Source organism: Ewingella sp. CoE-038-23 (assembly GCF_040419245.1).
Classification (GTDB): Bacteria; Pseudomonadota; Gammaproteobacteria; order Enterobacterales; family Enterobacteriaceae; genus Ewingella; species Ewingella allii.
Genome location: NZ_JAZHOH010000001.1, coordinates 869,214 through 889,797 on the forward strand (window position 1 = coordinate 869,214; position 20,584 = coordinate 889,797).

Genomic DNA, 20,584 nt, shown 5'->3' on the forward strand with positions numbered 1-20,584 from the left:
CCTCAACTGGCCCGCGAGTTCTCCATTTTTACTACTCGATCCGCCCGGCGAAGGGTTGCCGGGCGATGGGCGATAAGAAGGACAGTACGCTGGTGGCGCAGGCCTTCAAGCGCCTGGTGGAAGGCCAGTTCATTAGGGTTGTCGAGGCTGGAAGAGGCTTCGTCGAGAATCAAAATCGGCGCTTCGGTCAGCAGCGCGCGGGCAATGGCAATGCGCTGCCGCTGGCCGCCGGAAAGCTGCTTGCCGCCTTCGCCGCACTGGCTTTTATAGCCCTGCGGCAAGGTGCGAATAAAGGCATCTGCCTGCGCTAATCTCGCGGCTTCCACTACCTGCGCCTGACTGGCCTGCGGGCAACCAAGGCGGATGTTTTCCTCAATCGTTCCGGCGAAAAGATAGACATCCTGCGGCACCCAGCAGACGAGTTGGCGCAGCGTCGCCAGTGGCAGAGTGCGAATGTCGCGATCGCCAATGAAAATCGCGCCGCTGTCCGGGTCCCAAAAACGCAACAGCAGGTGGGTTAAGGTGCTTTTGCCCGCGCCCGACGCGCCGCTCAGCGCGACGATTTCTCCGCTTTTCACTTCAAAACTTAGCTTATCCAGAACGGCCTTTTGATGGCGGTCATAGGCAAAGCTCACCTGCTCGACGCGCAGGGATTTCTCAACCGGGGCCGATGCCTTGCCTTCATCACGGACCTGCGCCGACTGCTGCATAATGGTTAAAATCCGGGCTGCGCCAGCGCGCAACTCCCCCCACTGGCTGGCGGTCTGGGTGACGTCGACGATAGGCAGCAAAGCGCCGACGCTGAGCACCAGCACCACCGGCAGCATCAGCGTTTCAAGCTGGCCCTGCGCCAATAAATGGCCGGCTGATAACACCGTCGCCACCAACGTCGAGGCACTCAGCAGGTCAATTGCCGCCTGCTCCAGACCACTGCGCGAGCCGTATCGGCGCTGGGCTTTGCTGAGATTCTGAGTGTCCCGCACCAGCCGCTGAACCACATTTTCACTTTGGCCGAAGACGGCCAATTCGCGCTGCCCGGCAATAAATTCGACCGTGTCGGCATTAAGCTGCCCGAGCTGGGACATCACTTGCTTTCCCTGATGCGCCGCGAGCCGAGATAGCCATAGTGGCACGCTCGCGATCAGCAGCAGGAAAGGGGAAACGACTAACGCCAGTTGCGGATGAATGCCATACAGCACAGCCAGCGCGGCGAGCGGGACGATGACCGCGCCGACATAATCTGCCAGCGTATGGGCATAAAAACGCTCCATTAGCTCGGCATCGTGAGTCGCAATCGAGGCCAGATCGCCAACGCGCTGCCCCAGCAGCCTGCCCGGCGCGGCGCGTTCTAGCCCGTCAAAAATCCCTATCTGTAGCTTCTCAATCAGGGCGAAAGCCAAATCATGGGACGACCAACTCTGCAGCCAGCGCGCCGCGGCGGTCAACAGCACCAGACCTAACATCCAGCCAATAATGGGGATTAAGCCGCTGACGGAGGGAGTAATGATGGCGCAGCCGGTGAGCCACGCCGCCAGCGCGATGCTCGCCAGCGTGCCGCTTTGTGCCACTATTCCCGCCAACAGGGTGAGCGCCAATAGGCCCTGTTGGCCTTTCATCAGGCGGACAAGTCCCCACATTTCGGTCTGCTTCGTGCTCATAACATCTCCTCCTGTGCGGCGAGCAGGCGGCCATAGCAGCCGCCGTTGGCGCTGAGTTGCGGATGCTGACCCTGTTCGACCAGTCGCCCCTTGTCGAACACCAGAATCAGATCCGCGTGTTGAATGCTTTCGAGCCGATGGGCAATAGCAATCACCGTGCGCCGCCCGCGAAACTGCGACAAGGCTTGGCGCAGCGCCCGTTCGCTGTCGCTATCAATGCTGGCGGTGGCTTCATCGAGCAGTAAAATCGGCGCATCTTTAAGCAATGCGCGGGCAATGGCTAACCGCTGGCGCTGGCCGCCGGAGAGCTGCGCCCCGCGCTCGCCAACCTGCGTCTGATAACCCTGCGGCAATTGTTCGATGAAATCGGCAATTTGCGCCGCTCGCGCCGCGGTGGCTAACTCCTCGTCGCTGGCATCGGGTTTGGCAATGCGCAGGTTGTCGGCAATCGAGCCGTGAAACAAAAACACCTCTTGCGATACTAAACTGATGCTTTGCCGCAGGGCCTGAAGCTCGAGTTGGCGGATATCCACGCCGCCGAGGCTAATAGCCCCCAGCTGCGGGTCGAAGCTGCGCAGCAGCAGAGCCATCAGGGTGGATTTACCGGCACCCGACGGCCCGACTATCGCCACGAACTGCTGTTCCTCAATGCGAAAAGAGACATCAGTCAGCGCGGGCTGGCCCTGCGGATAAGTAAATGACAGCTTATCGACGCTAAGTGAATAACTGTCGGCGCGCGCCTTAGGCTGGAGAGGATCAGCAACCGGCGGGCGGAGGGACAATAGCTCGGCAATAGGCCCCTGCGCGCCGCTGGCAGCCCATGCGGTATGAAAGGCGTTTTCCAGCTTACCCAGCGGGCGAAACGCCTCGCGGGCGAGAAACAGGGTGAGCAGTAACACCATCGGCGAGAGCTGCTGCCCGGCGACGCGCCAGGCATTGAATGCCAGCACCAGCGCAATGCCGCTAAGGGTGATTAAGCGCGTGATGCCGCCGCGCATTAGCGTGACGTTTAGCGTCGCCATCGACGCGCATCGCAGCTCGGCGGCGTCCTGCGCCAGCTTTGCCCGCCAGCGCGGCGATGCGCCAAAGGCTTTCAGCGTGGCTAGCCCTTGCAGGGCATCCAGCAGCCGGTTGCTAAAGACGCCCATTGCGGCAAAAACGCCGGTTGCCTGAGGCCTCTGCCAGCGCATCCATCCCCAGTCGAGCAGCGGGAAAGCCAGCACAAACAGCGCCAGCAGTAAGCCCGAGGGCCAATCAATCCAGACCATCACGCCAAGCGCCAGCCCGCAGCCGAGCAGGGCGGTCCAGGCGGCAGGCAGGTAGCGGCTGTAGTAGCTTTCTATGGCTTCAACGCCGCCAATCACCGTAGCCTGTAAGTCACCGACCTTATGTACTAAGCCAATTCCCGGCCCGAAGCGCGTTAATTGTTGCAGTAAGCGTCGGCGCAATACCGTTTTGCAGGTTGCCGCCACCCGCTGGGCCGCGATTTCACTTAGCCACAACAGCCCGGCGCGAAGGGCTATCACGCCCACCAACAGCATGAGGGGAGTGGCTATCCTGGCCGAACTTCCTGCCATCATTAACCTGTGTAGCAGCAGAGCCGTCAGCCCGGCCTGAGCGAGATAACAGGCGATCACCGCCACATTGATGGTGATCGCCTGCGCCAGTGGCGGCAGGAGTGAAGCTGTTAATCCCTTAACCGGTGCTCTCATTGGGCCGGGCCGCTCCAGAAAGTGCCTCGCAGCGGGAAGGCCAGAAAGCGCTGATTTATTTCATCCAGCGTCTGAGCAGGATCCAGCTCGGCAAAGGCGCTTGGGTGGAACATTTTTGCCATCTCTTCAACGCCCACAAAGAACAGCGGGTTGTCGAAGAAGAACAGCCAGATCCCCGCCGCGCGCTGATTGCGAATTGCCGACAGGCTGGCGAGGGTCGGCTGCTCAATGATGGCTTGCAGCGAGCGCGCACTCTGCTCCGGCGTGACGTCAGGGCCAACCAGCAGCCCTTTGCGGGTGACGGTGGATCCACCGCCGGCCAGATAAAAGTCCGGCTTTTTCGCCAGCACGTATTCCAGATTCAACTTACCAATGCCGCTGGTCAGCGCTTCTGCACCTAAATTACGCCCGCCCGCCGCCGCGATAAAATCGCTCATATTGCCAGTGCCGGAGGTAAAGCAGCAGTCATCGCCGCCGGGATTCAGATGGAAAAACACCAGCGGGCGCGGCAGGTTGGCCAGCCGTTGGGCGAGGTTATCCATGTGCTGCTGGTAGAGCTGGGCAAAGGCCTCGGCCTCCGGCTGGTGGTCAAGAAGCTTGCCAAGCATCAACATGCTCGGGACGGTGTTGACCAGCGGACGGCGGAAGAAGTCGACGAAAACATAGGGAATATGCGCCGCGTCGAGCTTATTCAGCCCCTCGGGGATGCGGCCATACAGGGTGAAAATCACCAGATCCGGCTTGGCGGCGATGGCCGCTTCCATCGAAAAGGTCCCACTGTTCAGATCACCGATTTCCGGCACCGTTGCTGCCTGTGGAAAACGCTGCTTCAGGGCGTCGAAGGTGGAAGGGGAGTAGCGTTGCAGGTCGGTACCCCACGCGACGATATTCTCCAGCGGGTCCTTTTCCAGCAAGGCCAAGGTGATGATATGGCGGCTTTCCGCCAGCACAATGCGCTTGGCGGGAGCAGGCAGCGTCACGCTGCGATTAAGCATATCCGTCACGGTGATGGGCGCGGCGGCGGCGGTAAAGCTGGCGATAAACAGCAGCGAGGCCGCCAGCGCCATGAGTGATTTCAATCGGGTCATTCTTCTGTTCCTTACCAGCGATAGCTGACGGTTGCGGTGAGCGTGCGGTCAAAGCCTTGACTACAGCTGGTGGTGCCGCAACCTGAGTAATAATCTTTGTTAAACAGGTTGTTAGCGTTAACCGCCAGTTTTACCCCGTGCAGCGAGCGGTCCAGTTCGCCAAGGTCATAGTGCAAGGCGGCATCAAACAGGGTGTAGTCCGGCACGCGAATGCTGTTGTTGGTATCTGCCCAGGTTTTGCCGACGTAGCGCACGCCCGCGCCGAAGCCGAGGCTGGTGAGCGGCCCCTGCTGAATGCTGTAATCAGCCCAAAGAGAAGCCATCTGCTCCGGCATGCCGGTCGGCGTCTTGCCCTGTGCGCCCGCCACCGTGCTTTTGGTGGTTTCCAAATCATTCCAGGTATAGCTGGCGATAACCTTCATGGCCGGAGTGAGATTGGCGGCGGCCGAGGCTTCAATCCCCTTCGACGTCACTTGCCCGGTCTGCACCGTATTCAGGTTGTTGTTAGGGTCAGTGGTGGAAACGTTATTTTGCTCGAGGTTGAACCACGCCAGCGTAAACAGCCCGTCAAAGCTGTCTGGCTGGTATTTCACGCCGGTTTCAATCTGCTTGCCGGTAGTAGGTTTGAAGGTTTCACCATAGAAATTGGTGCCAAGAACCGGCGCAAAAGAGGTGGTGTAACTGACATAGGGCGCGACGCCGCTGTCGGTGAGCCACGTCAGCCCGGCTCGCCACGTGAAGTGGTGGTCATCCTGACTGGTTGAGGTACTTTTCAGCCGATTATCGGTGCTGACCGAGGCCCAATCCTCGCGTGCCGACAGGTCGAGCATCAGGCGCTCGGCCAGCGCCAGCGTGTTGCCCAAATAGACGCCGGTTTCATCGGCTTTTTGATAGGTCGAGGTGAAAGGCGTCGCGGCGGAGAAATTACCCCCGTAGGTCGGGTGGTAAATGTCCACCGACGGCGCTGCGCCGTAATTCAGATAGTAATCCTCCCCGGTGCGGCGATAACCCACGCCGAGTACCGTGGTTCCGGTCACCGAACCCGCGTCCCAGTGCGCTTTCACATTATTGTCCGTGGCCCACACTTTGCCTTTAATACCAAACTCATAGGCTGCGCGGTTCAGGGTGCGCATGTCCGCCGCCAGTCGGGTACCCGACCAGGTTTGGGTCAGCAGGTCGTTAGAGGTGTAGCGGCTGGCGGAGTGGAATGACCAAACGTCGTCGAAGCGGTGATCAAACTCATAGCCGATGTTGGTTTGGTTCATATGATTGTCTAGCCCGCTGTTGTCGAGATAAACATCGCGCGGCAGCTTGCCGTTCGGGTTACTCAGCAGGGTGCCGTATATCGGCGTGAAGTTGCGCGGCGGGCCAAACTTGTCGCGGCTAAAGGAGGTCAGCAGCGTCAGCGTGGTATCGCGGTCGGGCTGCCAGGTCAGGGAAGGGGCTATGTATCCGGTGTCATCCGGCACGTTTTTAAACTGGGTGTTGCTGTCGCGACCTACGCCGACCAGCCGGTAGAGCAGGGTTTTGTCATCATTAACCGGCCCGGAGAAATCAAACTGCCCCTGATATCTGTCGTGGTTGCCCAGCTGTACGCCCACTTCGTGCAGCGGCTGCTCGGTCGGGTGCTTGCTGATGCCATTCACCACGCCGCCCGGCGAACCGACGCCGTAGAGAAAACCGGTCGGGCCGCGCAGCACGTCGATACTTTCTAGTCCATAGGGCTGATAGCGCACATAGGATTGCGCGGTGGTGGAGCGCAGGCCGTCGAGCAGCGCGCCGTTCAGCGTGGCGTCGAATCCGCGCAGGCTGAAGTAGTCAAACCTTGAGCTGACGGCGGAGGTCGAGGCGAACACGCCCGGCGTATAGCGCAGCGCCTCGGTGGTGGTTTGAACGTTGCGATCGGTCAGCTCATCGCGGCCAATCACGCTCAGCGACTGTGGGGTTGCCAGCACCGACGCGTTGGTTCGGCTGCCGGTTTTACTCTGTTTCGCCACATAGCCTTCGCCGTGCGCCGAACTGCCGTCGGCGGTGACGGTCAGCGTCTCTTCTTCCCCGCTATTTTGTGCCCATCCTGGTATAGAAACGGCCAGCGAGCTTGCGCCAACGCACGCGGCCAAAAGAGTCATTTTATGTTTTTTATGCTTTAACACCGGTTATCTCCAAGGCGAATGAGAATTATTTCAGCGCTGGCTATTCTCACCCTGAGGATTTTTCTGGCAATGGCGAAGGCTTTCGCTGGCGGAACTCTTTCTTTCGATAAATAGCCTTGGGAACCTTGCGTGTAGTGCCTTGACGCGCGATATCTGGAAGTGCAAGGCAAAGGCTGATAATGTGAGAATAAGAATTATTAGCAACAACTTGCGGCGGCGTCTCCCGCCCTTTTCAACAGGTCGTCAGATGAAAAACAGCAGCGGCGAAGTGGGGCAGTCGGCCAATGAGGCCATTTTTGAGGGTTCGATTGCCTTTAGCAGTGGTTCAATTTGCCCGCAGAACGGGGAATGGGAAACCGAACGTCTCCAGCAGGGGCTGAAAATCATTATTGTCGATCGCGGCGAATTGCTCTGTAAGTTGCCGGGCGCATCAGGCAGCCAGCGCATTAGCGGCCCCTGTCTTTGTGCGGTGTGGAACCAAGGTGAGAGTGAAGGGATGCAGCGCTTTGAGCCGGGGCGGGTGCTGGAGCATACCGCGATTTCGCTCTCGCCGTCGGCTATCGACAGCCGGCTGGCGGTTGAGGTGCAGCAGCAACTTCAGCACGCTTTCCAGCTGGAAACATTCACCGGCCCAAGGCTGATGGTGATGGAGTCCTCGCCGGCCATTAAGGCGCTGCGCGCTCAGGTCGCCAGCTGCCCGCTGCAGGGGATTTCGCGGGCGCTCTATCTGTCTGGCAAAGCGCTGGAGATCATCGCCTATACGCTGGACGCCTTTGCAGCCCCTCCCGCGCTGACGGAAAACGACCTGCTGCGCCTCTCTTCGGCGGATATCGACAAGCTAAATTGCGCCAAACAGCTGTTGAGTGAGCGGATGCTCAATCCGCCGACGCTCGCCGAGTTGGCACTCACCGTGGGGATGAACACCCGCAAGCTGACGGTCGGTTTTCGCCGCCTGTTTGGGGAAAGCGTGTTTGAATATCTGCAATCGCTGCGCCTGCAAACGGCATGGCAAATGTTAACGGCGGGGGACGTGAGCGTCTCCACCGCCGCTTATCAAGTGGGTTATAGCCCCGCGCATTTCTCCGTCGCGTTCCGCAAGAAGTTTGGCGTGTCGCCAAAATCGCTGAGGGGCTGAGTTAACCTCTAACTCACTTCTTATCCAGCGACCAGGTGGCGCTAGAGACATTCACTTTGACCGGCAGCAGGCCGATTTCACTGAATTTGTCGGCCAGAGCTTGCTGCTCTTTGAACACCTCCGGGGTCATGCGCTCGGCGCCAAACGGCATGCGGGCCACGGCTTTCGCCCAGATAGCTTTATCCAAACCGGTGGAAGTCGACAAAATATCCGCCGCGCCGTCCGGGTTTTTGTTGGCCCAGTCGCTCAGCTGTTTCAGCTCATCCACCACTTTCTCGGCGGTTTGCGGGTAGGTGTCGGCAAACTTACGGCTGGCGAGATAGAAGGTGTAGTGCGGCACCAACCCTTCGGCGTTTTTCACCAAACGCGCTTTCTCATGCGTTTCCACTTCGGCCAGATACGGATCCCAAATCACCCATGCATCCACCGCGCCGCGCTGAAATGCTGCGCGAGCATCGCTTGGCGGCAGGTAAACCGGGGTCACGTCTTTATATTTCAAACCGGCATTTTCCAGTGCGCTGACCAGCAGATAGTTGACGTCAGAACCCTTGTTCAGCGCCACGCGCTTGCCTTTCAAATCCGCCACGGTTTTGATCGGCGAATTCTCCGGCACCACGATAGCCTCGGTTTGCGGGTTGGCCGGTGAGTGCGCCAGATAGACTAAATCCGCTTTGGCGGCCTGAGCGAAGGTCGGCGGCGCGTCGCCCGTAGCGGCTAAGTCGATGCTGCCGACGTTCAGCCCTTCGAGCATCTGCGGGCCCGCCGGGAATTCCACCCAGCGCACGGTGATCCCCTGTTTGCTGAAGTCGCTGTCGAGGGTGCCGCGATACTTGAGTAAGGCGAAAATATTGGCTTTCTGATAGCCAATGTTGACGGTTTTCGGGGCATCTTCAGCCCATGCTGCATTGAAAGAGCCGAGCAGAATGGCGGCACTAAGGCCGCTGAGCAGTAATTTTTTCATGAGGTTTCTCTGGTAACCGGATTATGTCAGCGAACATAGCAAAGGCTGAAAAAAGTGCTTAATGAGAATAAAACCTAAGCTTTGCGAATTTTTTGCTTACCGCCGCGCTACTGGTTCCACACCGCGTCGCGCACTTTAATGGCGCGAGGCAGCAGCCCCAGCGCGTAGAAACGATCGGCGATGGCCTGCTGGTCGCGAATGATCCCCAAGTCCATGCGCTGGGTCTGGTGGCTGCGCCGCGCCAGCGCGTGCAGCAGCGAGCTGGTTTCCAGCCCCAGCTCGTCGGAGAGCAGGGCGGCGGCCTCTTCGCGGTTGGCGTCGATATAGCGCCCGGTCTGCTCCAGCGAGCGCATCAGGGTGTGCAGCAGGTCCGCCGAGCGAGCCGCAAACTCGCGGTGTGCCAGATAAAACTGGTGATTGTTGACCCGCCCACTGCCGTTGGCGATCACCCGCAGCTTGCCGCCGTGCTCGGCGTCGCTCAGCAGCGGGTCCCACATCATCCACGCGTCCACGGCGTGATGGTCGCTCGGCGTCAGCGGATATTTCGGCGGCGCGTAGACCACCCGCACGTCGTCAAGCGTCAGCCCGGCCTCATCCAAAATCTGCACTAACAGATAGTGCACATTGGAGCCTTTATTCACCGCGATGCGCTTACCGCGTAAATCTTCAATAGAAACAATCGGGCTGTCCTGCGCGACGAGCAGCGCCACGCTCTGCGGCGCGGCGGGTTCCCACGCCACGTAGGTCAGCATGCTGCCGTTGGCTTGGGCGAATACCGGCGGCACTTCGCCGGTGGTGCCGAAATCGATCTCGCGATTGTTCAGCGCGTGCAGCAGCTGCGGGCCAGCGGGGAACTCACTCCACAACACGCTGATATCGCGGTCGGCGAACTGCGCCTCCAGCGACTGGCGGGCTTTTAAAATGCCGAGATTGCCAAACTTCTGATAACCAATGCGCACTTCGCGCTCGTGCTGCGGGCGCTCGGTCACGCCGCGCGGGCCGAGGCCGGTGACGCTTCGCCGGGCCTTAATCAACCCGAGATGCCCGAGGTGGGTGCGCAGGGTATTGCGGCTGACGCCAAGCAGGGCGGCGGTTTGCAGCTGATTGCTGTTACTCAGCTCAAAGGCGTTGCGCACCAGCGCGTCAATCACGCGTTGGTACAGCGGGTTGTCGCTGTTCTGCTCCTGCTGGCGGGTAAGCTGCTGGCGCATAAACTCATCCAGCCCGTCTTGCCCCGTCGGCAAGTGGTCGCTGCCTACCGGCCCAAGCCTCAGCTGACGCGGGGTGATCAGCGGATCTTTACTCAGCAGGACGGCGTTGTGCAGGGTGTTTTCCAACTCGCGGACATTGCCGGGCCACGGGTATTCCATCAACTGGTCGAGGGTGTCGTCGGCCAGCCGCAGCTGTGGTCGCCCCAGACGGCGGGCGTAGAGGGTCAGAAAGTGCTCTGCCAGCAGCGGAATATCTTCTCGGCGCTGGCGCAGCGGCGGCAGGGTGACGGCCGCCACGTTGAGGCGGTAATAGAGATCTTCGCGAAAGCGCCGCTCGCGAATGGCGTGGGTTAAGTCGACGTGGGTGGCGGCAATCACCCGCACATTCACTTTGACCGGGCTGCGCGAGCCGACCCGCGTTACCTCGCGCTCCTGCAACACGCGCAGCAGTTTGACCTGCAGCGGCAGGCTCAGCTCGCCAATTTCATCCAGCAGCAGCGTGCCGCCCTCGGCCGCCTCGAACCAGCCCTGATGGCGCTCCGTCGCGCCGGTAAACGCCCCTTTCTCATGCCCGAACAGTTCTGACTCCGCCAGACTTTCGGTCAATGCCCCGCAGTTAACCGCCAAAAAAGGCTCACTACGCCGCAGGCTGTGATGATGCAGATAGCGCGCCACCACCTCTTTCCCGGTCCCCGTTTCACCGACGATCAGCACCGTGGCGTCAGTGGGCGCAAGGCGGTCAAGCACGCTTTGAAAGGCTATCGATGCGGGATCGACAAGGGTTGGGCCGTGGCTTTGCATCTGAATCACTCCTGCGGGGTAGGGGAAGAAAACCATACCGCTGTCCAAGGGCGTCGGCGAGGGGGTAAAACCGCCAGTTGTTGCAAATGCACCAGTTTGCGTTCAACGCCTGCTGCATTTGCAGCAAAGCTTCAAATAGTGAAAATATTTAACTTACTGATAATAAATAGGAAATTAAATTGTCACGATTGGCACACTTCCTGCTCATGGGGTTATAACCAAACAGTAACTTTCTATCAAATAAATTTAGATATCGTTATATAGGAAAGAGATAATGAGCGACGCAACGCAGGACAACATCAACGTATTCTGGTTTTTGCCCACTCACGGTGACGGCCGCTACCTTGGCACCACCGAAGGCGGGCGCGCAGTCGACTTGCCGTATTTACAGCAGGTTGCCATTGCTGCCGACAATCTGGGCTACTACGGCGTGTTGATCCCAACCGGCAAAAGCTGCGAAGACTCATGGCTGGTGGCCTCGGCGCTGGCCCCTATCACCAAGCGTTTACGCTATCTGGTGGCGGTTCGCCCCGGCCTCCAGCCGCCAAGCCTCGCCGCGCGCATGGCCGCCACGCTGGATCGCCTCTCCGAAGGCCGTCTGCTGATTAACGTCGTCACCGGCGGCGACCCGGTAGAAAACAAAGGCGACGGCATTTTCCTCAGCCACGCCGAGCGTTATCAGGTCACTCGCGAATTTCTTGACGTCTATTCCCGCCTGCTGAAAGGCGAAAAAGTTGATTTCAACGGCGAGCATATTCGCGTCGAAGGGGCCGAAGTGCTGTTCCCGCCGGTGCAGGAAAATGGCCCGCCGCTCTACTTTGGTGGCTCTTCCGAAGAGGCTATCGACGTGGCGGCCAACCAGATTGACACTTACCTGACGTGGGGCGAGCCGGTGGAGCAGGTGGCGGAAAAACTGGCCGTGGTGCGCCAGCGCGCTGAAGCGCAGGGCCGCAAACTGACCTTCGGCATTCGCCTGCACGTGATTGTGCGTGAAACCGAAGAAGAGGCGTGGGCCGCGGCTGACCGCCTGATCTCCCATCTTGATGACGACACCATTGCCGCCGCGCAGAAGATTTTCGCCCGTATGGACTCCACCGGGCAGGCTCGCATGAGCGCGCTGCACGGCGGTTCGCGTGAGGGCTTAGTGATTGGCCCGAACCTGTGGGCCGGCGTTGGCTTGGTGCGCGGCGGCGCAGGCACCGCGCTGGTCGGCAACCCGCAACAGGTGGCCGAGCGTATCCGCGAATATCAGGCGCTGGGCATCGAAAACTTCATCCTTTCAGGCTATCCGCATCTGGAAGAAGCCCACCAGTTCGCCGATTTAGTCATGCCTTTACTGCCGCTGGCCTCCAACGCGGAGAAGCGCCAGCGCACGGTAAACACTGGCCCGTTTGGCGAAACCATCGGCGGCGACCGTCGCCCGGTTAAGCATTCCAGCGCCAGTTAAGAGGAGCAAGATCATGGCTGAACGTCACATTGTGATTGTGGGCGGCGGGTTTACCGGCACCGCGTTAGCCATTCATCTGGCCCGCAAGGGCGCGGCCGGTTTGCAGGTGACGGTGATTGAGCCGCGCCCCGCGCTGGCTCGCGGCGTGGCCTATGGCACCCAAGACCCGGCGCATCGCATCAACGTTCCCGCCTCGCGAATGCAGCTTTCTGCCGCCGAAGAGGGCGAGTTTGACCGCTGGTATCGCGCCTCGCAGGCCTTTCCGACTGACCCCGACGCCCAGTGGCAGGATGGCAAAGTCTATCCGCAGCGCGGCCAGTTCGGGGCTTATATCGCCGAGCAGTTCGCCAAAGCCGCCGAGCATTCGGCTGTGAAGCTCAGCCACGTGCGCGACTATGCGGTGGCCCTGCGCCACGGCGGCGTGGTGACGGCGTCGGGGGAGGTTTATCAGGCTGATGAGGTGGTGCTGGCTATCAGCCATCCGCCACCGGCAGTGCCTAAGGCGATTGCCCGCGCACTGGGCGAACACCCGGCGCTGATTGCCAACCCGTGGCGCGCCGACGCGCTGGCGGCGGTGAAACCGCAGGACAGCGTGGCGATCATCGGCACCGGTTTGACCATGTCTGACGTGGTGGCCTCGCTTTACCGGCAGGGGCATCGCGGCAAGGTGCTGGCGTTCTCCCGCCGTGGGCAGCTGCCTCGGCCCAATCTGAGTGGCGATTTCCCGCTATGGACGCTGGACTATCAGCGCCCGCAGGCCGACACCGCCCGCGGCTGGCTGCACCGCGTTCGTCAGGAAGTGGCGCAGGCGGCGGCCTCCAACCTGCCGTGGCAACTGGTGTTGGACGATATTCGCGGCAACGGCCAGCACATCTGGCAGCGGCTGTCGCTGAAAGAGCAAAAACGTTTTCTGCGCCACCTGCGCCCGTGGTGGGACGTGCATCGCTATCGCATCGCGCCGCAGGTCAGCGCGGTGCTGGCCCAATCGCAGGCCGACGGGCGCTTACAGGTCTTGGCGGCAAGGCTGCAACAGGTCAGCGCCGAAGGGGAGCAGGTGCGGCTGACCCTGCAACCGCGCGGCGCGGCGGCGCAAAGCCTGCTGGTCGATAAAATCATCGTCACCACCGGCCCGGCCCACGGCGCGCTGCTGGAAAGCGACGCGCTGCTGCAACAGCTGGCGGCCGACGGCCTGATTCAGCCTGACCCGCTGGCGCTGGGCATTCTGGTCAACCGGCGCTCGCAAACGGTGAATCTGCATGGCGAGGCCAATCCGCATCTGCACGTGGTCGGCCCGGCGGCGCGCGGTCGCTTTGGCGAACTGATGGGGCTGCCGCAGGTGGCCGAACACGCCGAGTCGCTGGCGCACCAACTGCTTGAACCGCAATCACTTTCCGCCGACGGGCGATGTCCGGCTTCGCTTAAAACCTGCTGATTTATCGAATTTTCGAACTATCCCTTTAAACATATAAATGAGGACGCGGGCGGCTCGGCCGGACCACGTCTCCAATGGAGTAACGCTATGTCATCGCAACGTGAAATTCGCCTTAACGCATTTGATATGAACTGTGTCGGCCACCAGTCGCCGGGGCTTTGGGCCCATCCGCGCGACCGTTCATGGCAATACAAGGATCTGGAATATTGGACAGATCTGGCGCGTTTGCTGGAGCGCGGCAAGTTCGACGGCCTGTTTATCGCCGACGTGCTCGGGGTGTATGACGTCTACAACGGCAGCAATGACGCGGCGATTCGCCATGCGACACAGGTACCGGTCAATGACCCGCTGGCCTTGGTGACGCCGATGGCGCTGGTGACTGAGCACCTCGGTTTTGGCCTGACCGCCTCGCTATCGTTTGAGCACCCGTATCCTTTTGCACGCCGCCTTTCGACGCTGGATCACCTGACCAAAGGCCGCGTGGGCTGGAATATCGTCACTTCTTATCTGGAGAGCGGCGCGCGCAACATTGGCTACAAGGCGCAAACCGATCACGACGCGCGTTATGACTACGCCGACGAATACCTACAGGTGGTGTACAAACTGCTGGAAGGCAGCTGGGAAGAGGGCGCGATTCTGCGCGACCGCGAGCGCCGTATTTTCAGCGACCCGAGCAAAATCCACCCAATTAACCACGAAGGCACCTTCTTCCAGGTGCCCGGCATTCACCTGTGCGAACCTTCGCCGCAGCGCACGCCGGTGCTGTATCAGGCCGGGGCGTCGAGCCGGGGTAAGGACTTTGCCGCTGGTCACGCCGAGTGCGTATTTGTCGCTGCGCCGTCCAAAGTGCTGCTGAAAAAGCTGGTGGCAGATATCCGCCAGCGCGCCGCCGCGCTGGGCCGCGACCCTTACAGCATCAAGATCTTCAACCTGCAAACGGTGATCGTCGGCGAAACCGACAAAGCCGCGCAGGCCAAATGGAATGAGTACAAAAGCTGGGTGAGCTATGAAGGCGCGCTGACGCTGATCTCCGGCTGGACCGGCATCGACTTCAGCCAGTACCAGCCGGATCAGGTGCTCAAGCACATCCACACCAACGCCATTCAATCGGCGGTGGAAACCTTCTCCACCGCCGATCCCGATCGCCAGTGGACGGTGCAGGCACTGGCCGACTGGGTTGGCATTGGCGGCTTCGGCCCGCTACTGGTCGGCAGCCCGGAAACCGTGGCCGATGAGCTGCAAAGCTGGGTGGAAGAGACCGACGTCGATGGCTTCAATCTGGCCTACGCCGTGACTCACGAAAGCTTTACTGACGTGGTTGAACTGCTGATCCCCGAGCTGCAAAAGCGCGGCGTCTACAAGAAGGATTACCAGCCAGGCACCCTGCGCGAAAAACTGTTCGGCGCAGGCCCGCGCCTGGCGGCTCCGCATCCGGGCGCCAGCTACCGTCGCACCTCTAACAGCGAAATCCCGGTCGGGGGCGAGGTGGCGTCATGATTGAAATCGACAATCTGCATAAACAGTACGGCGCGCCGGGCGGCAAGGTGGTTGAGGTGCTGAAAGGCATTTCGCTCACCGTGCCCGACGCCTCAATCACGGCCGTGGTTGGCCCGAGCGGCGCGGGAAAGTCCACGCTGGCGAAGTGCATCAGCCTGCTGGAAAAGCCGACCTCCGGCAGCATTCGCGTCAATGGCGAAGATCTGTCGCGGCTGTCAGGGGAAACCCTGCGCCGCGAGCGTCGCGCCATCGGCACGGTGTTTCAGTCGTCGGCGCTGCTGCAACGCAAAACCGCGTGGGAAAACATCGCGCTGCCGCTGGAGTGGCTGGGCGTGGTGCCGGGCGACATCAAGCGCCACGTCGGCCAACTGCTGGACAGCGTCGGCCTGAGCGAAAAGGCGCACTACTACCCGTCGCAGCTCTCCGGCGGCCAGCGCCAGCGCGTCGGCATTGCCCGCGCCTTGGCGCTGAAACCCTCGGTGCTGCTGGCGGATGAGGCCACTTCGGGGCTGGATCCTGACGCCACTACCTCGATTCTGACCCTGCTCAAGCAACTGCGCGATCAGTTTGGTTTGTCGATCATTTTAATCACTCACGAGATGGACGTGGTGCGCCGCGCCGCCGACGCCGTGGCGGAAATTCGCGACGGCCAGCTGCTTCAACAAGGTTCACTGCGTGAACTGCTGGCGACGCCGGGTTCACGTATCGGCCAGCAGCTGTTTCCGTTGCAGCCGCTGGCGGCCAATGGCGACCTGCAATTGCAGCTGACCTACGGCGACCGGGCGATTGCCACCGACTGGATCAGTCAGGTCAGCCAGCAGCATCAGATTCAGGTGGACGTGCTGGCGGCGCACGTCGAGCAAGTGGGGGAGAGACTGGCGGGAAGAATGCGGGTTGGCGTGCGCTTCAACCAGCGTCCGGTTGGCTTGCAGGTGCTGATTCAGCAGCTTTACCAGCTGGGAATTAATGCCGAACTGATTGAAAGCCAAAGCGAATTCAAGGAGGCGGTATGAAGCCCGCGGTGGATGTAATGAGTCAGGACACGCCGTGGAGCCAGCTGCATACGCTGATGCTTCCGGCCTATTTGGAAACCTGGCTGATGGTCGGCATCGTGATGCTGTTTGTGGTCACCCTCGGCGGGCTGTTAGGTATTGTGCTGTTTAACACTTCGCGTCGCGGGCTGTTTCCGCGTCCGGGGATCAACCGCACCCTGAGCTGGATAGTCAATATGGGGCGATCGCTGCCGTTTCTGGTGCTGATGGCGGCGATCATTCCGTTCACCTTCTGGCTGACCGGCACCACCATCGGCATCCCGGCGGCGGTGATCCCCATGGTCGTGGCCGGGACGCCGTTTTTCGCCCGCCTGCTGGAAAACTCCCTGCGCGAACTGCCGTCTGAAGTCACGGCGGTCGGGCTGGTGTCCGGCGGCTCAACCTGGCAGATCATCGTCCACGCCCAGTTGAGTGAAGCCTTGCCCGCCATCGTGGCGGCCATCGTGCTCAATGTGATTTCAATGATCGAGTATTCGGCCATCGCCGGCACCATCGGCGCGGGCGGTATTGGCTATCTGGCGGTGGTGTACGGCTATCAGCGTTTCGACAACCACATCATGATCGCCACCATCGTGGTGCTGATCGCTACCATTCAACTGGTTCAATTTATTGGTGATCGTTTGGTCACCGCGTTGCAACACTCCAAGGGATCATACGCATCATGACACAGCACGATTTTGAAATTAAAAAGAAGAAAAGCTGGCCGTGGCCAGTGGCCGCTATCGCAGTGGTGGTGATTGCCGGATTGGGTTGGCACTTCGCGTCGCAGAAGAGCGGGGCCGTAACCTTCGGTACCACGCTGAAAGTGCATTTTGAACCGGCGATGGCCGGGGAAGAGCACATTATTCAGTACGTGGGTGAGCACATCGCGCCGGATTACGGCATCAAGCTGGAGGCCGTCGGCTTGCAGGACCCGGTGCAGTCTGACCGCGCGGTGGCGGAAGGGCAGTACGCCGCGACGGTGTATCAGCACCAGTGGTGGCTCAAGCAGGTGGTGGATGCTAACAAGTTCCAGCTGACCTCGGCTCTGCCGATTTTCCAGTGGGCCTTTGGCATCTACTCCGATCGCTACCGCTCGGTGTCTGACCTGCCAAACGGCGCGCTGATCGTGGTGCCGGACGACGGCGCCAACCAGGGGCAGGCGCTGTGGTTGCTGCAACGCATTGGCCTGATTGGGCTGGATCCGGCGGTCGAGCCGCGCACCGCCAAGCTGAAAGACATCAAGCAGAACCCGCACAACTTCAAGTTCAAAGAGCTGGACCTGCTGACCATGCCGCGCGTGCTGAACTCGGTGGACGCCGCCATTGGCTATGTCTCGGAATTCGACGCCGGTAAGGTGCCGCGCGACAAAGGCATTCTGTTCCCGCCCGCGCCGAAAACCTTCGCCTCACAGTTGGTTATCGGCACGCCTTATTTGAATGACGAGAATATCGTGAAGCTGAAAAAAGCCTTTGCCGACCCAAGGTTGCAACAGTGGTTGAAAGAGACCACTGACCCACTGGTGAAGGATGTGTTAGTGCCCGTTTCAGCCGAATAAATTCTGGATTTTACCTTTGCTCTCACCGGATTAGCCCTAGGTTAATCCGGCTTTTGTGTTTGTTGAAATTAACATTTAACTTATTGAATTTGTTAATTTTAATAGCCATTTTTGTTGTTTGTTTTCCGCCTTTATTCCCTCTATAAATCCTCGTATCACCTGCCAATAAAAAACAAGAGGGTATGATGAGCACGATAAATCTTGACGGCGACGTAACGTCTCCGCTGTCGCATTCAACACCCGTTCGTTCCGTCAGCGACGTGGCGAATTTGATCAATAGCAGTACCAGTAAAAACAGCTACGCGCGCTGGATTGTGTTTTTGGCGCTCGGCGGCGTGTTCCTTGATGCTTATGACCTGACCACCTTGTCCTATGGCATTGACGACGTGGTGAAAGACTTCGGCCTGACGCCCACGCTCACCGGCCTGGTGACCTCTTCCATCATGATTGGCACCATCGTTGGCAACCTGCTGGGCGGCTGGCTGACCGACAAATATGGCCGCTACTCGGTGTTTATGGCCGACATGCTGTTCTTCGTGGTGTCGGCGATTGCCGCCGGATTGGCGCCCAACGTCTGGGTGCTGATTGGCGCGCGCTTCCTGATGGGCGTTGGAGTTGGGATAGACCTGCCGGTGGCGATGGCCTATCTGGCGGAGTTTTCCAAATTCACTGGCAAGGGCAACAAAGCCGCGCGCTTAGCCGCCTGGTGCCCGATGTGGTACGCCGCCTCATCGGCCTGTTTCTTCATTATCTTCGCGCTCTATTTCCTGCTGCCAAAAGAGCATATCGACTGGCTGTGGCGCGCCTCGCTGCTATTTGGCGCGGTTCCGGCGCTGCTGATCATCGCCGTGCGCAGCAAGTTTATGAATGAGTCTCCGCTGTGGGCCGCCAACCAAGGCGACCTGACCGGCGCGGTGCGCATTCTGCGTGACTCTTACGGCATTCTGGCCCATGAGGCCAAACCGGAGCAACCGGAAGTCGAGAAGAAAGCGCCGCCAAAAGTCAGCTTCCGCGTGCTGTTCCAGAAGCCGTACCGCGAACGCACTATCGTCACCGGCGTGATGAACGTCTGCATCTCCTTTGAATACACCGCCATCGCCTTCTTCCTGCCGTCGATTCTGGCGCAGTTCCTCGGCGCGGGCGTGTTCGAAACCATTTCGGCCTCCCTCGGCCTGAACGCGCTGTTTGCCTTTACCGGCGGCCTGCTGGGTATGCGTCTGGCGTGGAAATACCCGTCGCGCCACGTGGCCATCGCCGGTTTTGCTTTGCAGTTTGTCGCGCTGGTGGCGCTGGCCTTGATTGGTCACCCGCAGGCGGCGCTCGGCGTGGTCTTCGCCATCGCCATGCTCGGCCTGTGGCTGTTTGCCGAAGGCTTTGGGCCGGGCGCGCAGTTGATGATCTACCCAGCACTCTCTTACCCAACCCACATTCGCGCCACCGGCGTCGGCTTTGGCCGCTCGCTGTCTGGCATTGGCAGCGCGGCGGCGCTGTTTATCCTGCCGATCCTGCAAGCCCGTTTCGGCACCAACATGTTCTGGATAGTTTCCCTGAGCGCCATCATTCCTATCGTCTTCCTGTTGGTTATTCGCTTTGAGCCAACCCGTCAGGATATTGATTCACAACCAGAAATTGGAGAACACCATGTCTGAATCCACCACCCCTGAATACCTCGCACTGGCGGAGCGTTTCCGCCCGGTTTTCGCCCGCATCGCCGAAGGGGTTGTTGAGCGCGAAAACAGCCGCACGCTGCCGCTGGAGCCGCTGCGCTGGCTGAAAGAGGCCGGTTTCGGCACCGTGCGCATTCCGGTGGCGGATGGCGGTTTAGGTGCCACCTTGCCCCAGCTGTTCCTGCTGCTCACCGAACTGGCCGAGGCGGATTCCAACCTGCCGCAGGCCCTGCGTGCCCACTTCGCGTTTATCGAAGACCGGCTGAATCAGCCCGACAGCGAGGAGCGTCGCGGCTGGTTCCGTCGCTTTGTCGACGGCGAACTGGTGGGTAGCGGCTGGACTGAAATCGGCAACCTGAAACTGGGCGAAGTACTGACCAAAGTCACGCCAGAGGAGAACGGCTGGACGCTCAACGGCGAGAAGTTCTACAGCACCGGCACGCTGTACGCCGACTGGATTGACGTCTACGCCCAGCGTTCCGACAACGGCCGCGACGTGATTGCACTGGTCAACACCCACCAGGACGGCGTCGAGCGCGACGACGACTGGGACGGTTTCGGCCAACGCCTGACCGGCAGCGGCAGCACCCGCTTCAAGCAGGCCAGGGTGGAAGCGCCGCACGTCTACGACTTCAGCGAGCGCTTCACCTACCAGACGGCCTACTACCAGCAAATCTTGCTGGTGACGTTGGCGGGTATTGCCCGAGCCATTACCCGCGACGCGGCGCAGGCCGTCGCCAGCCGCAAGCGCATTTATAGCCACGGCAACGCCAAGCAGGTGCGCCACGACGCGCAGGTGTTGCAGGTGGTGGGGCAGCTTTCTAGCTGGGCTTGGGCGGTCGACGCAGCGGTACAGCAGGCCAGCTATTCGCTGCAAAAAGCCTTTGAACTGCACACCAGCGGCGACCAAGCCTTGATCAAACAGGCCAATATCATTGCCGAGGTGGAGTCCGCCAAGGCGCAGGTGATCGCCACTGAATTGGTGCCGCGCGCGGCGACCGAGCTGTTTAACGCGCTGGGGGCTTCCGACACGCGCATCAGCAAGTCGCTGGACCGCCACTGGCGCAACGCGCGCACCATTTCGTCGCACAACCCGGTGATCTACAAAACGCGCAACGTCGGCGATTGGGAAGTTAACCGCGCCGAACCGACGTTTATCTGGCAGATCGGCAACGGCGAGTGATCAGCACTTTTCCTAGCAATGTCGGCGGGCCAATACCTGCCGACTTTTAA

At 60.3% G+C, this 20,584-nt stretch carries 15 protein-coding genes; 9 read left to right on the top strand and 6 right to left on the bottom strand.

All coding sequences use genetic code 11. The annotated features are described in order from the left end of the window. Positions 1 to 2: 2 nt before the first annotated feature. Genes V2154_RS04160 through V2154_RS04175 form a run of 4 tightly spaced genes read right to left on the bottom strand, consistent with a single transcriptional unit; the run spans position 3 to position 6,587 of the window. A complete protein-coding gene (locus V2154_RS04160) occupies positions 3 to 1,658 on the bottom strand; it encodes an ABC transporter ATP-binding protein (protein ID WP_353501176.1) in 1,656 nt (551 codons plus the stop codon). Continuing rightward, entirely contained in the window at positions 1,655 to 3,370 is a 1,716-nt protein-coding gene (locus V2154_RS04165) for an ABC transporter ATP-binding protein/permease (RefSeq protein WP_353501177.1), read from the bottom strand. The genes V2154_RS04160 and V2154_RS04165 overlap by 4 nt, the downstream gene beginning before the upstream one ends. Continuing rightward, positions 3,367 to 4,458, bottom strand: a complete 1,092-nt coding sequence (locus V2154_RS04170; protein ID WP_353501178.1) for an ABC transporter substrate-binding protein — start codon at positions 4,456 to 4,458, stop codon at positions 3,367 to 3,369. The genes V2154_RS04165 and V2154_RS04170 overlap by 4 nt, the downstream gene beginning before the upstream one ends. A gap of 11 nt (positions 4,459 to 4,469) precedes the next feature. Further along, the gene (locus tag V2154_RS04175) at positions 4,470 to 6,587 is read right to left on the bottom strand and encodes a TonB-dependent siderophore receptor (protein ID WP_353501179.1); all 2,118 of its coding nucleotides are present in this window, start codon (positions 6,585 to 6,587) and stop codon (positions 4,470 to 4,472) included. 271 nt (positions 6,588 to 6,858) lie between these two features. Here V2154_RS04175 and V2154_RS04180 point away from each other — a divergent pair, with 271 nt between their 5' ends. Continuing rightward, positions 6,859 to 7,746 carry a helix-turn-helix domain-containing protein gene (locus tag V2154_RS04180; RefSeq protein WP_353501180.1) on the top strand — a complete coding sequence of 296 codons (888 nt, stop codon included), beginning with the start codon at positions 6,859 to 6,861 and terminating at the stop codon, positions 7,744 to 7,746. Between the two features lie 13 nt (positions 7,747 to 7,759). On the opposite strand, the gene V2154_RS04185 is transcribed toward V2154_RS04180, so the two are convergent. Both V2154_RS04185 and V2154_RS04190 read right to left on the bottom strand, forming a co-directional pair. Further along, positions 7,760 to 8,707: a sulfonate ABC transporter substrate-binding protein gene (locus tag V2154_RS04185; protein WP_100937870.1), complete on the bottom strand. Its 948-nt coding sequence runs from the start codon at positions 8,705 to 8,707 to the stop codon at positions 7,760 to 7,762. A 107-nt stretch (positions 8,708 to 8,814) separates the two neighbouring features. Continuing rightward, positions 8,815 to 10,719, bottom strand: a complete 1,905-nt coding sequence (locus V2154_RS04190) for a sigma-54-dependent Fis family transcriptional regulator (RefSeq protein WP_353501181.1) — start codon at positions 10,717 to 10,719, stop codon at positions 8,815 to 8,817. Between the two features lie 274 nt (positions 10,720 to 10,993). On the opposite strand from V2154_RS04190, the gene ssuD reads away from it, so the two are divergent. From ssuD to V2154_RS04230, 8 genes are all read left to right on the top strand, one after another. Beyond that, entirely contained in the window at positions 10,994 to 12,166 is a 1,173-nt protein-coding gene (gene ssuD / locus V2154_RS04195) for an FMNH2-dependent alkanesulfonate monooxygenase (RefSeq protein ID WP_353501182.1), read from the top strand. Positions 12,167 to 12,179: 13 nt separating this feature from the next. Further along, the gene (locus tag V2154_RS04200) at positions 12,180 to 13,598 is read left to right on the top strand and encodes an FAD/NAD(P)-binding protein (RefSeq protein WP_353501183.1); all 1,419 of its coding nucleotides are present in this window, start codon (positions 12,180 to 12,182) and stop codon (positions 13,596 to 13,598) included. An 87-nt stretch (positions 13,599 to 13,685) separates the two neighbouring features. After that, the gene (locus V2154_RS04205; RefSeq protein WP_100937868.1) at positions 13,686 to 15,095 is read left to right on the top strand and encodes an LLM class flavin-dependent oxidoreductase; all 1,410 of its coding nucleotides are present in this window, start codon (positions 13,686 to 13,688) and stop codon (positions 15,093 to 15,095) included. Continuing rightward, complete coding sequence (locus V2154_RS04210) at positions 15,092 to 16,108, top strand: methionine ABC transporter ATP-binding protein (RefSeq protein ID WP_100937867.1); 1,017 nt, start codon at positions 15,092 to 15,094, stop codon at positions 16,106 to 16,108. Before V2154_RS04205 ends, V2154_RS04210 begins: the two co-directional genes overlap by 4 nt. Further along, positions 16,105 to 16,812 (top strand): methionine ABC transporter permease, encoded by a 708-nt coding sequence (locus V2154_RS04215; protein WP_353501184.1) that lies wholly within the window; start codon positions 16,105 to 16,107, stop codon positions 16,810 to 16,812. The genes V2154_RS04210 and V2154_RS04215 overlap by 4 nt, the downstream gene beginning before the upstream one ends. After that, on the top strand, positions 16,809 to 17,684 hold the full coding sequence (locus tag V2154_RS04220; protein ID WP_353501185.1) for a MetQ/NlpA family ABC transporter substrate-binding protein: 876 nt from the start codon (positions 16,809 to 16,811) through the stop codon (positions 17,682 to 17,684). Before V2154_RS04215 ends, V2154_RS04220 begins: the two co-directional genes overlap by 4 nt. Positions 17,685 to 17,869: 185 nt before the next feature. Continuing rightward, positions 17,870 to 19,333 carry an MFS transporter gene (locus tag V2154_RS04225; RefSeq protein ID WP_353503911.1) on the top strand — a complete coding sequence of 488 codons (1,464 nt, stop codon included), beginning with the start codon at positions 17,870 to 17,872 and terminating at the stop codon, positions 19,331 to 19,333. Beyond that, on the top strand, positions 19,326 to 20,534 hold the full coding sequence (locus V2154_RS04230; RefSeq protein ID WP_353501186.1) for an acyl-CoA dehydrogenase family protein: 1,209 nt from the start codon (positions 19,326 to 19,328) through the stop codon (positions 20,532 to 20,534). Before V2154_RS04225 ends, V2154_RS04230 begins: the two co-directional genes overlap by 8 nt. Positions 20,535 to 20,584: the final 50 nt, after the last annotated feature.

Excerpts from the sequence above, each read along its gene's own strand:
- V2154_RS04165 (WP_353501177.1), bottom strand. The coding sequence starts at position 3,370 with ATGAGAGCACCGGTTAAGGGATTAACAGCTTCACTCCTGCCGCCACTG.
- V2154_RS04190 (WP_353501181.1), bottom strand. The coding sequence starts at position 10,719 with ATGCAAAGCCACGGCCCAACCCTTGTCGATCCCGCATCGATAGCCTTT.
- V2154_RS04200 (WP_353501183.1), top strand. The coding sequence starts at position 12,180 with ATGGCTGAACGTCACATTGTGATTGTGGGCGGCGGGTTTACCGGCACC.
- V2154_RS04180 (WP_353501180.1), top strand. The coding sequence starts at position 6,859 with ATGAAAAACAGCAGCGGCGAAGTGGGGCAGTCGGCCAATGAGGCCATT.
- V2154_RS04185 (WP_100937870.1), bottom strand. The coding sequence starts at position 8,707 with ATGAAAAAATTACTGCTCAGCGGCCTTAGTGCCGCCATTCTGCTCGGC.
- V2154_RS04225 (WP_353503911.1), top strand. The coding sequence starts at position 17,870 with ATGAGCACGATAAATCTTGACGGCGACGTAACGTCTCCGCTGTCGCAT.
- V2154_RS04210 (WP_100937867.1), top strand. The coding sequence starts at position 15,092 with ATGATTGAAATCGACAATCTGCATAAACAGTACGGCGCGCCGGGCGGC.
- V2154_RS04170 (WP_353501178.1), bottom strand. The coding sequence starts at position 4,458 with ATGACCCGATTGAAATCACTCATGGCGCTGGCGGCCTCGCTGCTGTTT.
- V2154_RS04160 (WP_353501176.1), bottom strand. The coding sequence starts at position 1,658 with ATGAGCACGAAGCAGACCGAAATGTGGGGACTTGTCCGCCTGATGAAA.
- V2154_RS04175 (WP_353501179.1), bottom strand. The coding sequence starts at position 6,587 with ATGACTCTTTTGGCCGCGTGCGTTGGCGCAAGCTCGCTGGCCGTTTCT.
- V2154_RS04215 (WP_353501184.1), top strand. The coding sequence starts at position 16,105 with ATGAAGCCCGCGGTGGATGTAATGAGTCAGGACACGCCGTGGAGCCAG.
- V2154_RS04220 (WP_353501185.1), top strand. The coding sequence starts at position 16,809 with ATGACACAGCACGATTTTGAAATTAAAAAGAAGAAAAGCTGGCCGTGG.
- V2154_RS04230 (WP_353501186.1), top strand. The coding sequence starts at position 19,326 with ATGTCTGAATCCACCACCCCTGAATACCTCGCACTGGCGGAGCGTTTC.
- V2154_RS04205 (WP_100937868.1), top strand. The coding sequence starts at position 13,686 with ATGTCATCGCAACGTGAAATTCGCCTTAACGCATTTGATATGAACTGT.
- ssuD (WP_353501182.1), top strand. The coding sequence starts at position 10,994 with ATGAGCGACGCAACGCAGGACAACATCAACGTATTCTGGTTTTTGCCC.